Genomic DNA, 15,574 nt, shown 5'->3' with positions numbered 1-15,574 from the left:
GCGTAAATCTAAAAATAAATAATCCTCATACAGCTTTTTGCACAAAGTATGTATAATTGTAGACTCATGCAAAGAGAATGGCTTAAAATCAAGGTTCTTACTACTATTCCCCATCATTTTCAGATTCACTTGATTCGCTTACAGAATTACCTTCATCATCTTTACTAGGATCGTAAGCCTTAGCTTGATTGACTAAATCTTCTAAATCGGCTGGCAACAAAGCACCAGCCTGACGATAAATAACATCTCCACGTTTGATAACCATAACCGTTGGAACCGCTTTAATCGCCGCAGCACTTGCCAAATCAGGAGACTGGTCTATGTCTACCTTAACGAATGGAACATCGTCAAACTTTTCGCTAACTTGTTCAAAAATAGGACCAAAAGCTCGGCATGGTCCGCACCAAGTTGCCCAAAAATCAACAACAACTATTTCATTAGTACCAGCAATTTTCTCAAAATTATCTTGCGTAGCATGAATAACCGCCATTTTTACCCCTTTTAGTGCAATCACTTATTCATGCCATTATATATGTATCTGTCGCCTTGCGGCACTAGGCTAGAAAACATGCTTGATATCCAATTTATTCGTGAACATGCCGACGTAGTTAAGGAATCGCAGCGCAAGCGTGGCGAGTCCGTTGAGCTCGTCGATGAGGTGCTTCGTGCAGACGACTTGCGCCGCAACAGTTTAAAGGCTTTTGAAGCAGCCAGAGCAGAGCAGAAAGCAATAGGAAAAAAGGTTGCAGCTGCTCAAGATAGCGAGAAAGTCACACTTATTGCTCAGACTAAAGAACTTGCTCAAAAGGTTGCAGAATACAAGGCTGAATCTGAGCAGGCTACTGCCGACTACACTACAGCAATGTGGAAGCTTTCTAACATCGTTGAAGATGAAGCGCCAGAAGGCGGAGAAGATGACTACGTTGTAGTTAAGAAAGTTGGCACACCTCGCGACTTTGCTGCAGAAGGCTTTGAGCCAAAGGATCATTTGACTCTTGGAACTGGCGTTGCTGGAATTGATATGCGCAGAGGCGTAAAGGTTGCAGGCTCTCGCTTCTACTTCTTGCGCGGTGCTGTGGCTAGATTGCAAATCGCAATGCTTACTATGGCTGTAGACCAAGCCGAAGAGCACGGTTTTACGCTTGCGATTACGCCAACGCTTGTGCGCCCAGAAGTAATGCGCGGAACTGGCTTCTTGAATTCTCACGCGGACGAGATTTATCGCCTTCGTGAGCCAGATGATCAGTATTTGGTTGGCACATCCGAGGTTGCGCTCGCTGGTATGCACGAGGATGAGATTCTTGACTTAAGCAATGGTGCTTTGCGTTATTGCGGTTGGTCGAGCTGCTACCGCCGTGAAGCTGGTGCTGCTGGAAAGGATACTTCTGGTATCATTCGCGTGCATCAGTTCGATAAGGTAGAAATGTTCGTTTATTGCAAGCAGGAAGATTCTCGCGCTGAGCATCAGAAGTTACTTAGTATGGAGCAGGAAATGCTTGCTAAGGTGGAAGTGCCTTACCGCATTATTGATACTGCTGCTGGTGACCTTGGTTCTTCTGCTGCTCGTAAGTTTGATTGCGAAGCTTGGGTTCCAACTCAGGGTCGTTACCGTGAGCTTACTTCTACTTCTAACTGCACTGAGTATCAGGCTCGCCGCTTGAATGTTCGCGAACGCATGGAAGATGGCGGAACTCGCCCAGTTAGCACGCTTAATGGCACTTTGGCTACTACTCGCTGGCTTGTGGCTATTTTGGAAAATCATCAGCATGAAGATGGTTCGATTGATATTCCAAAGGCTATGCAGGCTTATATGGGTGGCAAAGAAGTTATTGAGCCTACTAAGTGGGAAGCGTGACTTTACTATAGTTTGAGTCTAAATTTTGTATCTTGACACGCGAGATCATTTAGTTTAGTATCAAATAATCTTCTCCTTTTGGGTTATATGTCAAAAAGTGTATAAAACTGTTCTGATGTATGTTCTTGAAATAGAATTTAGTCAGTTTAGTTTCATACACTTTTTGATGTATAGCTCTTTATTTTTATTTATTTTTATTAATTTATATTTTGCATTTAGTGAGCAATAAGTGGCGCTACTTGCGATTCGTAAGCGCGCAAAGCCATATCAATCACGTTGTGCATATCGTAATAGCTGTAAGTGCCCAAACGTCCACCGAAAACAGTGTTAGGCTGCGCCTCAGCAAGCTCTGCATAGCGCGCATACAATGCCTTATCTTCCTCAGTATTCACTGGATAATACGGCTCGTCGTCGCGAGTTGCAGCGCGAGAATACTCCTGCCACACAACAGTTTCCCCAGCTTTAACGCTTTTGCCTGGCACGAAAGTTGCGCAATCGCTAGCTTCACCACTAGCAACGCCCTCAACCTCCTCGCGCTCTGGATTAAAGTTCTTAAACTCAATTGCGCGCGTAAACGGAACATCTGCATCCGAATAGTTCATAACTGGGCAGCCAAAGTGGTCGCTCTCCTGGTAACGCACTTCCTTAAAGTCCACAGTGCGCCACTTCAACTCGCCGAGCGCATAGTCAAAATACCTATCAACCGGACCGGTATAAACAACCGGCACTCCAGCCTCCGCCAACGCGTGCTTATTAAACGGCTGCGATTCGTCGAAAAAGTCCACGCCAAGCGAAACGTGAATACGCGGATCGTCAATCATGCGCTGCATCCAAGCTGTGTAGCCGTCCGTTGGCAATCCTTCCCAAGTGTCTTTAAAGTAGCGATTATTGTAGTTAAATCGCACAGGCAAGCGCTTGATAATTCCAGCAGGCAGCTTAGAAGGATCCGTTTGCCACTGCTTTGCCGTGTAATTCTTAATAAACGCTTCATAAAGCGGGCGCCCGATTAAACTAATGCCTTTATCGTTCAAATTCTGCGGATCTTTGCCAGCAAACTCCCCCGCTTGGCTTGCAATCAAAGCCTTAGCTTCTTCTGGCGTATAATGCGCGTGGAAGAATTGGTTAATTGTACCTAAGTTGATTGGCAACGAATACACTTCGCCGTCGTGAGTTGCGTAAACGCGATGCACGTAGTTAGTAAACGTTGTAAAGCGGTTCACGTAATCCCACACGTGCTTGTTGCTTGTGTGAAAAAGATGTGCGCCATACTTGTGAATTTCAATTCCCGTTCGCTCGTCAAAATACGAGTAAGCATTTCCGCCAATGTGACTACGCACGTCAATAATTTCAACGCTTGCGCCAGCGCGTTCTGCAGCCTGCTGAGCTACAGTTAAGCCAAACAATCCTGCTCCAACAACTACTAAATCTGGGTATTCGCTCATTTTCCCACTCATTTCTTGCTTTCTGATTTGCACTTACTCTTCGATTTTTAATTGCATTACTTCATATTTTTGATTTTGTAATCGTAGATTATTTTTTCAAGATTTCTCACACACGCCATAGTAAAACATTGCGCGCGCTGCAAAATCGTAAGCTTTTTAACAGCTGATTTAGCAAATTCTACGTCTTTAACATAATTTTTTTCGTATATTTTTTGGATTTCTGCGTCGCTACTTTTTCCGCCATTAAGCGTATTTTCTCCGCTTTTCAGCGCGCATCGCTCATACCTTAAGTTTCCAACCATTGTGTAGTAGCTTCTTGCTGGCACAACATTGTGCTTTAAGCACAAATCCCAATTTGCTCGAACTGCATCTATATGATCGTGATAAAAGCCCGCGTCTCGCATTTTATGCGTTACGGAATCCTCGCGTTGCAGCCAGTAATACAGCACTTCATCCACATGTGCCACGCAATTCATGCGCGAGTACAGCACGCTTGCCATCGCCGTGTCTTGCGCAAACTTTCCTTCGGGGAATCGCACTCCCTGCCAGATTTCTCGCTTGTAAAGCCTGCACCAATTCGCTTCGTTAAAGTAGCGCGCTTCGCTGTTTTTGCCCAGCTTATTTCCGATTATTCTAAATATTTTGCAAAATACAGTTTGATACGCTTTTAGAGGATTTTTTACGATTTTTATTTGAGTCGCGTTCTCTAAACGCGCGGTTACTTGCGATTTTTCCGTACCCAATCCGCGCGCACCCAAACCAGCTTCTTTTTTAATCTGCTCTAAGCTACTTAGCCCAAATTGACGCCATTTTGCTTTGCTCATACTAGCTCCGCTTTGCAAAATAGCGTTTAGTAAAATCTCAATATTTTTGCAATCTAGAATATCGTCATTGTCTGCAAACGCTATAAATTCCCCACTCACTGCATCAAGCCCTGCGTTCTGCGCACGCGATATTCCGCCGTTTTGTTGGTGTATTACTTTAACTCGCGAATCTTTTGATGCATACGAATCGCAAATTTTACCCGAGTCGTCTTTTGATCCATCGTCTACCAAAATCAGCTCTATGTTTTTGTACGTTTGCGCAAGAATCGAGTCCACGCATCCGCTCAAATATTTTGCAGAATTGTAGACTGGCACGATTATAGAAACTAGCGGATTTTCGTTTTTAGCATAATTTTCCATTGCTATCATTTCTATCCTTTCAAACCGCGTTCTGTTCTGCTTTGCGCATTTGACGAATCTTTTGCTGCCCATCCTTAAATCCGCGTATCATCGCGCGAATTTTCGCAAATTTATTCTTTTCCCACAGCGCAACGAAAATCATATCTCGCACAACTGCACGCAACGACTTAGCATACGAGTATGTTCCCATTTTGTAATCCACTACTTGCATATTTCGCGCTATATAGTACTTGCGATTTGCATTGTGATTCCACACGATTGGGTGTTTTATAATCAAGTTTATTGAGCGCGCTTTGCCGATTTGGTGTTCCATTATAACGTTTTGGCACTCTACGATTTGCCAGCCAGCACGCGCAAGTCGCCTTGAAAAGTCGAAGTCTACTCCGTCGATTTCTAGCCATTCGTCAAATCCGCCGATTTTCTGCCACGCTTCTACGCTTGTTAAGCTTCCAGACGTTATGCATTCGTCTTCGTGGCATTTGCTGTGTAAAATCGTGCCGTCTAAACGGTTTTTTAGCAAAGAGCATACAATTGCGATTTTGGAATTTTTTGAATTTTTTTGATTTACAAGACTTCCCTGATTTTCCAGGATTTTCTTGTATTCGCTAATCATGTTGCTTGGCACAACAGAATCGTCGTTAAGCGTTAGAACCCAGTTGAAACCTTGCGATTTTGCCCATTCAAACACTTGCGTTAATGCTTTTGCAAAACCAATATTTTGACTGTTTTTAACTAAAGTCACGTTTGCGTATTTGCTTACAACTTCTTGCAAACTTTTAACATTTTTAGACGCATTGTCTACGATTATTACGCGCTCTACTTGATTGCATAGCGCTTCTAAACACGTGCTTACGTCTGTTAAAGTTGGATTATAGGTGATTATTCCAGAACAAATACGCATGTTAGTCCAAACTGCGATTCTTGCTGCCGATTTTCACCCAACATTTGCTCACAAAACCAACAATCAAGTTTGTAAAACGCTTGAGTATTACAGAAAGCACAAGAATCACCGCAAACTCTGCGATTAGCAATCCGTATGCTTGCCAGCGATTAAGCCACACTGGATATATTACTGTAAACACTTGCATTATTAACACATGGTGTACCAAAAAAATCGGGTACGAATATGCGGATATAAATTTTGTACACGCGCTTAATGGCTTAAAACTTTTAACAAGTTCACCAATATAAGAAAGCAGCAAAAATGCTAATATTCCTACAATCGTAACGGCAATATTTCCTTGTAAAACATGCGTTAATTGTTGCAATGCAAGAATCACAAAAGATACTGCAGCAAGCCAACAAGGCACTTTTTTAATAAACTTTACAAAAATCATGCCAAATACTAATTCTGGCAATCTTGTTGTTAAAAGAATATCAGACGGTACTCGCGGAATCTGGTAAAAAGTAAAGAACACAACTGTTGCAGCGTATAGAGCCAACACAACGCACACAGTTGTTATTGGCATTTTATTTACGCCAACTCTTAAAAGTGGAAACACTATGTAAAACAGTATTATGAACCCTAAGAACCATTCGCCTAGAACATAAAAAGTACCTACGCCGAATGCAGAAGCATAACCATCCATTCCAAAAAGCGAAAAAATTGCTGTTATTTTATGCCTTGGTACAAAAATATATCCATTATTGCGAATAAACAATAAAATATTCGCCACTATGAATGCTACCCAAAACATTGGGTATAGTGTTTTTGCGCGCTTTGTGTAGAATGTGCGCAAATCCAGGCTTTCTCTATCGCCATAGTTGTACATAAGAGCAGCGCCAGAAATAATCAAAAATAGCGATACTCCTAATCCACCAATGTAGATTCCAAACGGTCTATTTACGAAGAACCGCATTGGCTCCAAATATGGATTGTTAAAATGAGTTACAACAATCAAAATCGCAGCTATTGCGCGAATCCAATCCAAGTAGAAAAGTCGCGGTTTTTTTGCGCGCGTAAGTTTTGTCGCAGCTGTATTTACGCTTATATCACTCATCTTCTTTACCTTTACGACCAATGTGCACAATTCTTTGACCTATGTACAGTGTTTTATAGAAAACTCGCTTTGCAATACTCTTTAATACTCTTAAAGCAGCGTAACGGAATCGCTTTCCGCGCATTACTTCTCTACAAGTTTCTTCCAAATTGCGTTTAATCCATGGCGTGCTCACAGATTTTGATAGTTCTCGAACATCGAATTCTAGGTTAGTCATTTCTATTCGCGCAAAGTGATCCGAGAATATGTATGCGTCATAATATCCGTTGGATTGCGGCACATACCCGTATGCTCGCTCTATAAAGTGCAACAACGTTCCGTCTATTTTTAGCGGTTCTGCTGGAAAATCTTCGTAAGTCCACTTTCTATCCAATAGCCCACGCATAGCTTTTGTACGGAACCAAAACATTGTGCCAAGCGGAGCTATAGCGTCTTTGTTTTCGTCTAGCGGAACGCTAATTCCTAACGTTTTTTCTAGGAATTTCTTTGTGCCTTCAAAGTTTGGACCCCAAGTGTATGTAAATCCTGGGAAGTAGTCTGCATGATTTGGCGGCGTTGGCATTGCCATTCCAAGTCGCGGATGCGTTTCAAACAGATTTATAACGTTTTGCACATACTCTTTACTTGCAAGAATATTTTCAAAACACTTGTAAGCAAATCCGTCGCCTATGCTTCGAGGCGATAATTGCGTGACTTTTTTATCGTGAGCAAAGCATACGTAATCGTACTTCATAAGATCTGCGCCGCCGCCCACTAAGAATGCGCTCACGTCTCTACCGCGATTTTCAATTAACCGCACGTCTACGTCATATGGAAGATGTTCCACACGCTGTTTCACAATTTGCTGGTTTTCTTTCGATCCTACAGTTAAAATAACGTCACATCCTTGCGGCATAGACTGAATATAGTGCAAACTTTTATCTAGCAAATCCATGTAATACAAGTGCATACACAACGCGACTTTTGGCTTAGCCGTAGATTCTGATGTAGCTGTTGACGAGTTTTCTACAACATGATTTTGCGGCAAAATGTATCGCAAATGAAGATTCTTCATCAAATCTGCCATATTCATGCTTCGCAAAGCATTTTCCCAAATCAAATCCGTGTTGTAATCTGTGTGGTCTTTCAAATACTCGTATAAGTCTAATGCTTGGTTTCCAACAGATTGCGTAGAAACGTCGGAGTAATCGTGGAAGAAAGACCTGCGCTTAAAAATCGGGCATCGCTTGTATTCCACAATCTGCCTTGCAGCATACGTTATTGGGCCATAAGAATAGCCTTCTAAATCACTCGTATCAACGTATACAGACCACTTGTATCCCTTATCTGCAAATCGCTTTGTAAATACTGATTCATGCAATCCAACAGACTCAAAGTAGCTGTTGATTGGTGGAAGATTGTTCCAATAATCCTGAAAATCTTTGGATTGAACAAAGCTTTTCCTGTATGCGTGAAAATGCGATTGAATATGCTCTGGCAAATATCCGTACGGACTGTATCCAAACGGATCTCCATTAACTTTATGGAACTTTGTTATGCCCCAAAAATCAAGGTCTTTTGCGTTCATAGCGTTAAACATTTCGCTAAACGGATAAACTGGACCCATAATCGTAGCGTTAAATAGCACTACTTCGTCAAACTTTTCCAACTCTGCCCAACCGTAAGAGTCCATTGCAGTTTTGTACGCCCACACGTCAAAACCCTTGTTTTCGCGCAAAATAAACTTGTTCGCGTAACCTTTAAGCATCGCTTTGCTTGACTCGTCGATTTTGCCATTAACTACAATCGCAAGCTCGTTAAAGAATGGTTTGAATCCGTCAAGCAGCGTAGACACATAATGGTCTGCGTGACCTTGCGCATCGTAGAAGAAGAAAATGCCCAAGCGCTTTGGATTTTCCAAAATCATGTTATCTCCTGATTTACCCTTAATTATCCTTGATTATTCTATTGTGTAATTTTGTATTTTGTTTAATCTCAAATTTATTTTTTAGACTTTATTTATCATTCTTTGATTTAGTTAAGTTTTTAACCATATTTTTTATCTTTTTTGCAAAACGCTTATACACTGGCATTGCATCGTAACGTTTTTGCGCTTCAATTTGCAAACGTTTCTGTTCTTCTTCATATTTTTGCTGATGAACCTGCATAATATGCAAAGACATTAAGTCTACTTGCTTATCGTAAGTTGTGTTTTGTTTGTCTTTAAAACTATCTGGTTTAATATTTCTATAAACGTTAAGAAGAACATCACACACTGAACCGTGTTTTATTATGCAATCGCTTTCTACAACTTGATTCATAAGGTCTACAAGCTTTTCTAGCACAATTGAGCACGCGCGTTCTAATCCCCATGTTTCAATAACAGCGTTTATGGCTTCTTGAAAATCCTCGACTTTTAGTCTTGTAAAGAACTCATCTTTTACTATTTTTAATCCACGATTATCAAACCAGCGTGAGGCTTCTTCAATGGTTTGCTTGCGACTTTTCATCGAAGGCTCTTTAGCAAAATCATTAGCAAAATCGTAAACAGCGCTTACAACATCTTTAACACTTCGTTGTTCTACAGTAAATTTTTCAACGCTTATCTTAGATCTTCCAGAAATTCCTCTGCCAATATGGTATTTAAGCGCGCGAAACGCTGTTAAGTCTTTTAAAGTTTGAGCAAAGGCTGCAATAGCGAAATATTCGTAAGCATCTTCTGCTTTAGAAAGTCGTGTTGAAACTGTTTTTTTAAACGCATCTCGAACTAAGTCACCTTTAAAAAGCGCTGTTATAACATTCCAAGGTGTCCAATGCGGAAAATCACTAGAAAACGTTGATTTAATAATATTATCGCCAGTTTGATCACCATTATTTTGCGCATACATTTGATCGTAGCTGTATGCAAAATCTTCATCTGATTTGCCTTCTGGGTGAATAGAAACACCAAAATGCAATATATCTGCAGGATTATTAGTAACGTATGAGTAGAAAACTTCGCAAGCTTTAAGATCAATCTCATCATCTGCGTCAACAAAAAGAACGTAATCACCGCTAGTCGACTGAACACCAGTTTTACGCGCAACATGCCTACCGCAATTATGATCTTTAGCAATAATTTTTACTCTAGAATCTTTATGCTCATAATCGCGCAAAATTTGCAAAGTATTATCTGTACTAGCGTCGTCAACAACAATAATCTCAATGTTTTTAAAAGTTTGATTAACAAGTGAATCCATGCACTGCTTAATATACGGCTCCTTGTTGTACGCAGGAACCACCACGGAAATTGCAGGATTCATAAATCGTCTCCATTGCACACTAATCGGTAAAATAGCACAAATCATATCTATTGTACTACTAAACACAATCAGTTTTTAGATTGTTGTCACGCATTAAAATCTTATAGTATATTTTTTAGTGACAAGTAGCACATGCATGTCAAACACATAGAAGGGTTGTAGTATGAATCAAGCAGACTCTAGTTGTATTAAAGAATTAAACACTAATCAACTACAAGATTCAGCTACACTTGCAAAATGCGGCAAAAAAAGCAACTCAACTAGCACAACTAGAGCAATTATAGAAAAAACGTATTCCTTTAAAGACTTCATTGATTTTTGCAAATCTAATGTTGCAGAACTTGCAATAAGCGCGATTTTTTTGATTATTGCATACGGTCAAAAAGCTTTTTCTAACACTTTTTCTATAGACACAGAAGAAATGATCTCTAGATCTAAGGCTCTTTACAATTCTTGGATTCGCCTAGAACGCTTCGGCTTGCTGGCTTTTAAGTACGTTACAGGAAGATACTGGTATAACAATTCATTAGCTGGAATCTTAATGATTCTTGCGCTTTTTGCTTCCGCAACAACATGGGCATACTTGTTTAGCAAAGCGCACAATTTGGGCGCAAAATTCCACCCAGCTTTATTTATGATTCCTTTTATAAGCGCTCCTATTCTTGCAGAAATGCTTGGATTCTTGCTTATGGGAGATGACGTAGCTTGTGCGCTAATGTTTGTTAGCATGTCGCTTATGTGTGCGCATAACGCGTACCAAAATCGTAAAGAACTTAAAACTCTTTTAGCATACGCATTAATGGCACTTATTTTTGCGATTTTTGGTTTTACTCTCTACTTAGCAATGACTACTGTTTTTATTGCTGGAACAGCCATGATTACACTAATAGTTAAGGGCGACTATGCATGCAAATTCAAGAACATAGTAAGCTACGTTTTTACGTATATTTGCGTGTTTATAGCAAGCTATGCATGCTATGTGATTTTGAATAAAATTGTTATCGCTACCAACCACACCTTCACAGATCCGTACATTAAAGAACAAATGCGTTGGGGTAAAGACCCTATAGCAAAAATCATTCATACTATATTTTTGCATGCAAAAAACATGTATCTAGGAAGAACAATATTCCATAGCGTATTTATAACAATTGCATTAATCGCTTTAGTGTTATTAACTATTGTTCAAGTGATTCGTAAAGAGCTTAACGCTTTTACTATTATTTTTGCTATTGCTATAGTTGCAAGCCCTATGATGATGAGCGTAATACTCGGCACAGCAGGCACGGCTAGAACGGAACTAACATACCCGCTTGCTGGCGCTTTTTCATGCATGTATTTGTTGCATTACATTATGCAATTTAGCAAAAAGACTTTAACAACGATTATTGCATGCATTCTTCTTGCAATTATTGGATTAAGTCAGTCGTTTACAGTAAATCGCTTGTATTACACGGAATACATGACTTATAACCAAGACTATTACATTGCTCAAGATGTTGCTAGAAGAATAGAAGTACTACAAGCAAATCATAAAAATCCTCTTAAAGTAATATTCGTTGGCAATCACATAGCAGACTACAATCCTAGTGAATTTAAGTCAAATCAGCTTGAACTTATTGGACGATCAATGTTTGAGATTGGATTCTCAACTCTTCACGGCACATGGGTAAAAACTGGTTTCATACGCTCAACTACTGGATTTAAAATGAAAAATCCTGTATTAGAATCCGTTTATATAAACGCAGAAAAGGCCGCACAAAATCTGCCTTCTTGGCCTTCGGATAAATGCACTACTGTTTTAGATAACAAGTATATAGTCGTAAAATTCTCTGAACCAATGCAAAATAAGCACTAAATAGTAGTTAAGAATTTAGATACCTAAATATATAAATATCTAAATAGTAGTTTCAATCTCGTAACGTGGGCGATGCTTAGATTCCATGTAAATCTTTCCAATATATTCGCCCACAATGCCGATTGAAAGCATAATCAATCCGCCAATAAACCACATTGAGAACATAACAGAACCCCAGCCAGCAACTGCTTTTCCTTGCACAACAGAAGCTATTACATAAACAAATACGCATAGTGAAACTAAAATAGACGCGAATCCTGCAAATGTTACAAAACTCAAAGGCTTAGTAGAAAAAGATGTAATGCCATCTATAGCAAACGAAATCATCTTTTTAAGCGGATACTTAGACACACCAGCTTTGCGCTTACCACGCACATACTCAACTTTTGTTGACTTAAAGCCAATAGATGGCACTATACCACGCAAGAAAAGATTAACTTCTTTATATTCCAAAAGAGCCTTCAACGCATTCTTGCCCATAAGTCTATAATCGGCATGATTCGGAACTGTTTCTGCGCCCATCCATCTGAAAACACTGTAAAAAGCTAATGCAGTGTTGCGCTTAAACCACGTGTCTGTTTCTCTAGACGAGCGAACGCCATACACAACCTCGTAGCCTTCCACATATTTTGCAATAAATTGATCAACAACATCAACATCGTCTTGCAAATCGGCGTCCATGGAAATTGCAGCATCGCAACCCGATTTATATGCTGTAGTTAAGCCAGCAAGCAAAGCATTTTGATGACCACGATTATGCGCAAGCTTTACACCGCCAAAAAGCGAAGGATTCGACTGGTGCAAATCGCAAATAATATTCCAAGTCGAATCTCTAGAACCATCATCCACAAAAAGAATACGGCTATAATCCGAAATAATCTTATTTTCAATAAGAAAAGTAACTTTGCTTAAAATAATACTAGAAGTCTGCGAAAGAACAGGCTCCTCGTTGTAGCAAGGAAGAACAAAATATATGCATGGGCACTTGCTGTTTTGCAATGTTTCACGCAATGTTAATCCTTTCTAAAAACCATAATTTAGCATTAAAAATCCAGAAAAGTTACGATTTGCAATAACTATTTTAGAAAATCACTCATAATCTTTTGGATTTTGCTATTATCTCCCCAAACTGCTGGAGAATCGTAAGGCCTATCTGGGAATGCGCCATACTCAAGCGAAATATCAAGATTATTCTCGCGAATGTAACGTTCAACGCGGTCTGCAAGCGAAACAGGCTCCCCCGTGCAGCAATTAATTACGCCATTTACTTTATCTTGTAAAACGGTTGCAGCAATTTGCTTAGCTAACACGTCTACATTAATAAAGTCGTATTTGTTTTTGCCAGTAGTAAACGGAAAAGTCTTCTTTCCTTCTTGAGCAGCTTGAAGAAGCTTAGAGAAAATAGAGTTTCCACGAGCGTCGTCGCCAACAATGTAGTATGCGCGAATCCATTGAACAGTTGCATCATACTCTTTACCCAAAAGCAAAGTAGCTTCACGCAAAGCATTCTTAGAAATGCCATACATTGAAGCTGGCTTGCAAGGCGTGTTCTCGTCAATAGCGCCCTCCCAGTAGCCAACTTCGTGCATAGAACCCATAACAGCAATCCGCTTTAAGCCACCTTGAAGCATAATACGAATAAAGCGGTAATGGTTCGATAAATCTTCCATATGCGTGTCTGCAGCATGCTTAAAACCGTTGCGCCAAGCCATGTGCAAGCAAACGTCTGGAGACCCAAGCTTTGCAAACAAATCAGCATCATCGCTAAAAATATTCGCTTCAATACGCGTTGCGCGCTCATCAACACCATCTAAACGCAAGTCGGAAGCAATTACGCTAGCACCTGCATCTAAAAGAGCTTTAACAACGTGACGACCAATATACCCACCAGCACCAGTAACAAGAATTCGCTTACTCATAATTTTTCAGTTTAGCAGCGTATAAAAACTTTCAAACATGCCAAAATAAATAGAACAAAATAATCACAACATAATCACATTAAAATCACAAAATAATCACAAAATAATCACATTAACAACTAATCTAAAAGCTAAAATTATTACATATAATGATGAACATAATATCTCGCATAATACTGCTCACAATACTGCGCATAATTTAACCAAATATTTAGCCAAATATTGAATCAAATCAATCCCCAAATGTAAACTTAACAAAGTTATAAATGTAAACTTAACAAAGTTATATGTGCATACACACTGCAAATTTTGCAAGAAAGGCAGCGATGACAACAAAGTCTGACGCCATCTATCACCCTGGTAGAAGCAAAGGTTTGATAGACATTCCAAGGTACCTTTATTTGCTTGACTTACTTGTAAAAAAAGAAGTACGAATAAGATATCGCGGTTCGTGGCTCGGTATGGCTTGGACGTACGTAAAGCCAATAACGCAATTTGTAGTGTTCTACGTTGCAATGGGAATTTTCTTAGGACTTGGCCGCGGAGGCGGAATTCAAGCCTACCCACTGTACCTTTTTAGTGGAATTATAGTAACAAACTTTTTTGTAGAAGCATTCTCTAATTGCACAAGATCAATACTTTCTAATGCTGGCTTAATACAAAAAATCTATCTTCCTAGAGAACTATTCCCACTTGCATCGCTACGAGTTGCTTTTGTGCACTTTTTCCCACAAGTAATCGTGCTTATAATCGGAGCTTTATGCATGGGGTGGATTCCAGATTTTGCAGGCGTAATAGTGGCAATAATCGGATTTATTAGCGTGTGTACGTTTGCGTTTGGTCTTGGATTATTCTTTGGAGCAATAAACGTTTTTTACAGAGATGCAGAAAATATTACAGACTTAGTAGCAATGGTTGCCGTATGGCTTGCGCCGTGCTTCTACACATGGCAAATGGTTGCAGCCCACGCACCACGATGGGTTTTAGAGATGTATTATGCAAATCCTATTGCAATAAGCGTTGAAGCATTCCACCGCGGATTCTGGCTAAATGCCACAGATCGCACTTTCCAATTTGCAGGAGCTTGGTCTTTAAGACTTTGCGAAAGCCTTGTAGTCGCATTTGCTGTACTACTTATTGGCGAAGTTACATTTAGACATCTTGAAGGCAAGTTTGCTCAAGAAATTTAAGCTTACTAAGATTTTGTGGATTTTACTTTTAAGAGCAGCAGGAGTTATATATGAATAAGCCTTATAACACACTTCCAGAAGACGTTGTGTTAAGCGTTTCCAACGTTACTAAACGATTCTCGCTGCGAGCAAATCATTCGATTAAAGAGTCGATTGTAAACTTGCTAACACCGCCGTCTAAAAAGCACGAGACACAAAACTTTACAGCTTTAAGCAATGTTAGTTTTACTATTAAACGCGGCGAAACTGTTGGACTAATAGGCATGAACGGATCTGGAAAATCTACTATGCTTAAAATGCTTTCTGGAGTTATGCAACCAGACGAAGGCGAAGTTTGTGCGCGCGGAAGAATCGCAGGACTAATCGAAGTTGGAGCAGGATTTGCTGCCGACTTAACTGGTCGCGAAAACGTGTATCTTAACGGCGCAATTCTTGGAATGACAAAAGAAGAAATAGACGATAAATACCAATCAATAGTAGACTTTAGCGAAATAGAGCCTTTTATGGATACAGAAGTTAAGTTCTACTCTTCTGGAATGTTCTTACGATTGGCGTTTTCTGTAGCAGCGCACAGCGATCCAGACATATTCTTAATCGACGAAATTCTTGCAGTTGGAGATGAAGCTTTCCAACACAAGTGCATTACTAGGCTTAAAGAGCAGCAAAAACGAGGGCAAACAATGGTAATTGTTTCGCACAGCGAAGATCAAATTAAGCAACTTTGTTCTCGCTGCATAGTGCTGTCTCATTCACACATGATTTACGACGGTCAAGCCGAGCCAGCATTTAACGCAATGCGAGAAAGCTTAAACAATAAAGCATAAACAACAATCTTAAACAATAAT

The 15,574-nt window shown here is 40.0% G+C and carries 13 protein-coding genes; 4 read left to right on the top strand and 9 right to left on the bottom strand.

Features of this window, described 5'->3' with window-relative positions; translation table 11 throughout:
* Positions 1 to 103: 103 nt before the first annotated feature.
* Positions 104 to 490 (bottom strand): thioredoxin, encoded by a 387-nt coding sequence (gene trxA, locus HXT46_RS01405; protein WP_004112182.1) that lies wholly within the window; start codon positions 488 to 490, stop codon positions 104 to 106.
* A gap of 78 nt (positions 491 to 568) precedes the next feature.
* Between trxA and serS the strand changes: the two genes are divergently transcribed.
* Positions 569 to 1,855: a serine--tRNA ligase gene (serS, locus tag HXT46_RS01400; protein WP_421786146.1), complete on the top strand. Its 1,287-nt coding sequence runs from the start codon at positions 569 to 571 to the stop codon at positions 1,853 to 1,855.
* Positions 1,856 to 2,070: 215 nt separating this feature from the next.
* On the opposite strand, the gene glf is transcribed toward serS, so the two are convergent.
* The 6 genes from glf to HXT46_RS01370 all read right to left on the bottom strand — a co-directional run bounded on the left by glf (position 2,071) and on the right by HXT46_RS01370 (position 9,762).
* Positions 2,071 to 3,297, bottom strand: coding sequence for a UDP-galactopyranose mutase (gene glf, locus HXT46_RS01395; protein ID WP_174190705.1), 1,227 nt, complete (start codon positions 3,295 to 3,297; stop codon positions 2,071 to 2,073).
* A gap of 56 nt (positions 3,298 to 3,353) precedes the next feature.
* Positions 3,354 to 4,481, bottom strand: coding sequence for a glycosyltransferase family 2 protein (locus HXT46_RS01390; protein ID WP_415682179.1), 1,128 nt, complete (start codon positions 4,479 to 4,481; stop codon positions 3,354 to 3,356).
* Positions 4,482 to 4,500: 19 nt separating this feature from the next.
* Positions 4,501 to 5,382, bottom strand: a complete 882-nt coding sequence (locus HXT46_RS01385; RefSeq protein ID WP_004115801.1) for a glycosyltransferase — start codon at positions 5,380 to 5,382, stop codon at positions 4,501 to 4,503.
* A gap of 1 nt (position 5,383) precedes the next feature.
* Positions 5,384 to 6,481: an acyltransferase family protein gene (locus tag HXT46_RS01380; protein ID WP_004575007.1), complete on the bottom strand. Its 1,098-nt coding sequence runs from the start codon at positions 6,479 to 6,481 to the stop codon at positions 5,384 to 5,386.
* Positions 6,474 to 8,387: a rhamnan synthesis F family protein gene (locus tag HXT46_RS01375; RefSeq protein WP_004115812.1), complete on the bottom strand. Its 1,914-nt coding sequence runs from the start codon at positions 8,385 to 8,387 to the stop codon at positions 6,474 to 6,476. Before HXT46_RS01375 ends, HXT46_RS01380 begins: the two co-directional genes overlap by 8 nt.
* A gap of 88 nt (positions 8,388 to 8,475) precedes the next feature.
* Positions 8,476 to 9,762 carry a glycosyltransferase family 2 protein gene (locus HXT46_RS01370; RefSeq protein WP_101888596.1) on the bottom strand — a complete coding sequence of 429 codons (1,287 nt, stop codon included), beginning with the start codon at positions 9,760 to 9,762 and terminating at the stop codon, positions 8,476 to 8,478.
* Positions 9,763 to 9,925: 163 nt separating this feature from the next.
* On the opposite strand from HXT46_RS01370, the gene HXT46_RS01365 reads away from it, so the two are divergent.
* Positions 9,926 to 11,620 (top strand): glucosyltransferase domain-containing protein, encoded by a 1,695-nt coding sequence (locus HXT46_RS01365; RefSeq protein ID WP_004112148.1) that lies wholly within the window; start codon positions 9,926 to 9,928, stop codon positions 11,618 to 11,620.
* Between the two features lie 39 nt (positions 11,621 to 11,659).
* Here HXT46_RS01365 and HXT46_RS01360 read toward each other — a convergent pair whose 3' ends face one another.
* Both HXT46_RS01360 and HXT46_RS01355 read right to left on the bottom strand, forming a co-directional pair.
* Positions 11,660 to 12,631 (bottom strand): glycosyltransferase family 2 protein, encoded by a 972-nt coding sequence (locus HXT46_RS01360; protein ID WP_004112145.1) that lies wholly within the window; start codon positions 12,629 to 12,631, stop codon positions 11,660 to 11,662.
* A 65-nt stretch (positions 12,632 to 12,696) separates the two neighbouring features.
* The gene (locus HXT46_RS01355; RefSeq protein WP_421786144.1) at positions 12,697 to 13,539 is read right to left on the bottom strand and encodes an NAD-dependent epimerase/dehydratase family protein; all 843 of its coding nucleotides are present in this window, start codon (positions 13,537 to 13,539) and stop codon (positions 12,697 to 12,699) included.
* 326 nt (positions 13,540 to 13,865) lie between these two features.
* On the opposite strand from HXT46_RS01355, the gene HXT46_RS01350 reads away from it, so the two are divergent.
* Together HXT46_RS01350 and HXT46_RS01345 are read left to right on the top strand one after the other, a co-directional pair.
* The gene (locus HXT46_RS01350; RefSeq protein ID WP_004112141.1) at positions 13,866 to 14,729 is read left to right on the top strand and encodes an ABC transporter permease; all 864 of its coding nucleotides are present in this window, start codon (positions 13,866 to 13,868) and stop codon (positions 14,727 to 14,729) included.
* Between the two features lie 152 nt (positions 14,730 to 14,881).
* On the top strand, positions 14,882 to 15,553 hold the full coding sequence (locus tag HXT46_RS01345) for an ABC transporter ATP-binding protein (protein ID WP_373271522.1): 672 nt from the start codon (positions 14,882 to 14,884) through the stop codon (positions 15,551 to 15,553).
* Positions 15,554 to 15,574: the final 21 nt, after the last annotated feature.

It is taken from the genome of Gardnerella sp. DNF01204 (genome assembly GCF_049244145.1).
Lineage (GTDB): Bacteria > Actinomycetota > Actinomycetes > Actinomycetales > Bifidobacteriaceae > Bifidobacterium > Bifidobacterium vaginale.
The sequence above is the reverse complement of the archived record's forward strand: the minus strand, read 5'-3'. Positions and strand labels throughout refer to the sequence as shown.

What these genes read in the sequence shown, in the direction of transcription:
- HXT46_RS01355 (WP_421786144.1), bottom strand. Translation starts at nt 13,539, where the DNA reads ATGAGTAAGCGAATTCTTGTTACTGGTGCTGGTGGGTATATTGGTCGT.
- HXT46_RS01385 (WP_004115801.1), bottom strand. Translation starts at nt 5,382, where the DNA reads ATGCGTATTTGTTCTGGAATAATCACCTATAATCCAACTTTAACAGAC.
- glf (WP_174190705.1), bottom strand. Translation starts at nt 3,297, where the DNA reads ATGAGCGAATACCCAGATTTAGTAGTTGTTGGAGCAGGATTGTTTGGC.
- HXT46_RS01365 (WP_004112148.1), top strand. Translation starts at nt 9,926, where the DNA reads ATGAATCAAGCAGACTCTAGTTGTATTAAAGAATTAAACACTAATCAA.
- trxA (WP_004112182.1), bottom strand. Translation starts at nt 490, where the DNA reads ATGGCGGTTATTCATGCTACGCAAGATAATTTTGAGAAAATTGCTGGT.
- HXT46_RS01350 (WP_004112141.1), top strand. Translation starts at nt 13,866, where the DNA reads ATGACAACAAAGTCTGACGCCATCTATCACCCTGGTAGAAGCAAAGGT.
- HXT46_RS01380 (WP_004575007.1), bottom strand. Translation starts at nt 6,481, where the DNA reads ATGAGTGATATAAGCGTAAATACAGCTGCGACAAAACTTACGCGCGCA.
- serS (WP_421786146.1), top strand. Translation starts at nt 569, where the DNA reads ATGCTTGATATCCAATTTATTCGTGAACATGCCGACGTAGTTAAGGAA.
- HXT46_RS01390 (WP_415682179.1), bottom strand. Translation starts at nt 4,481, where the DNA reads ATGGAAAATTATGCTAAAAACGAAAATCCGCTAGTTTCTATAATCGTG.
- HXT46_RS01370 (WP_101888596.1), bottom strand. Translation starts at nt 9,762, where the DNA reads ATGAATCCTGCAATTTCCGTGGTGGTTCCTGCGTACAACAAGGAGCCG.
- HXT46_RS01375 (WP_004115812.1), bottom strand. Translation starts at nt 8,387, where the DNA reads ATGATTTTGGAAAATCCAAAGCGCTTGGGCATTTTCTTCTTCTACGAT.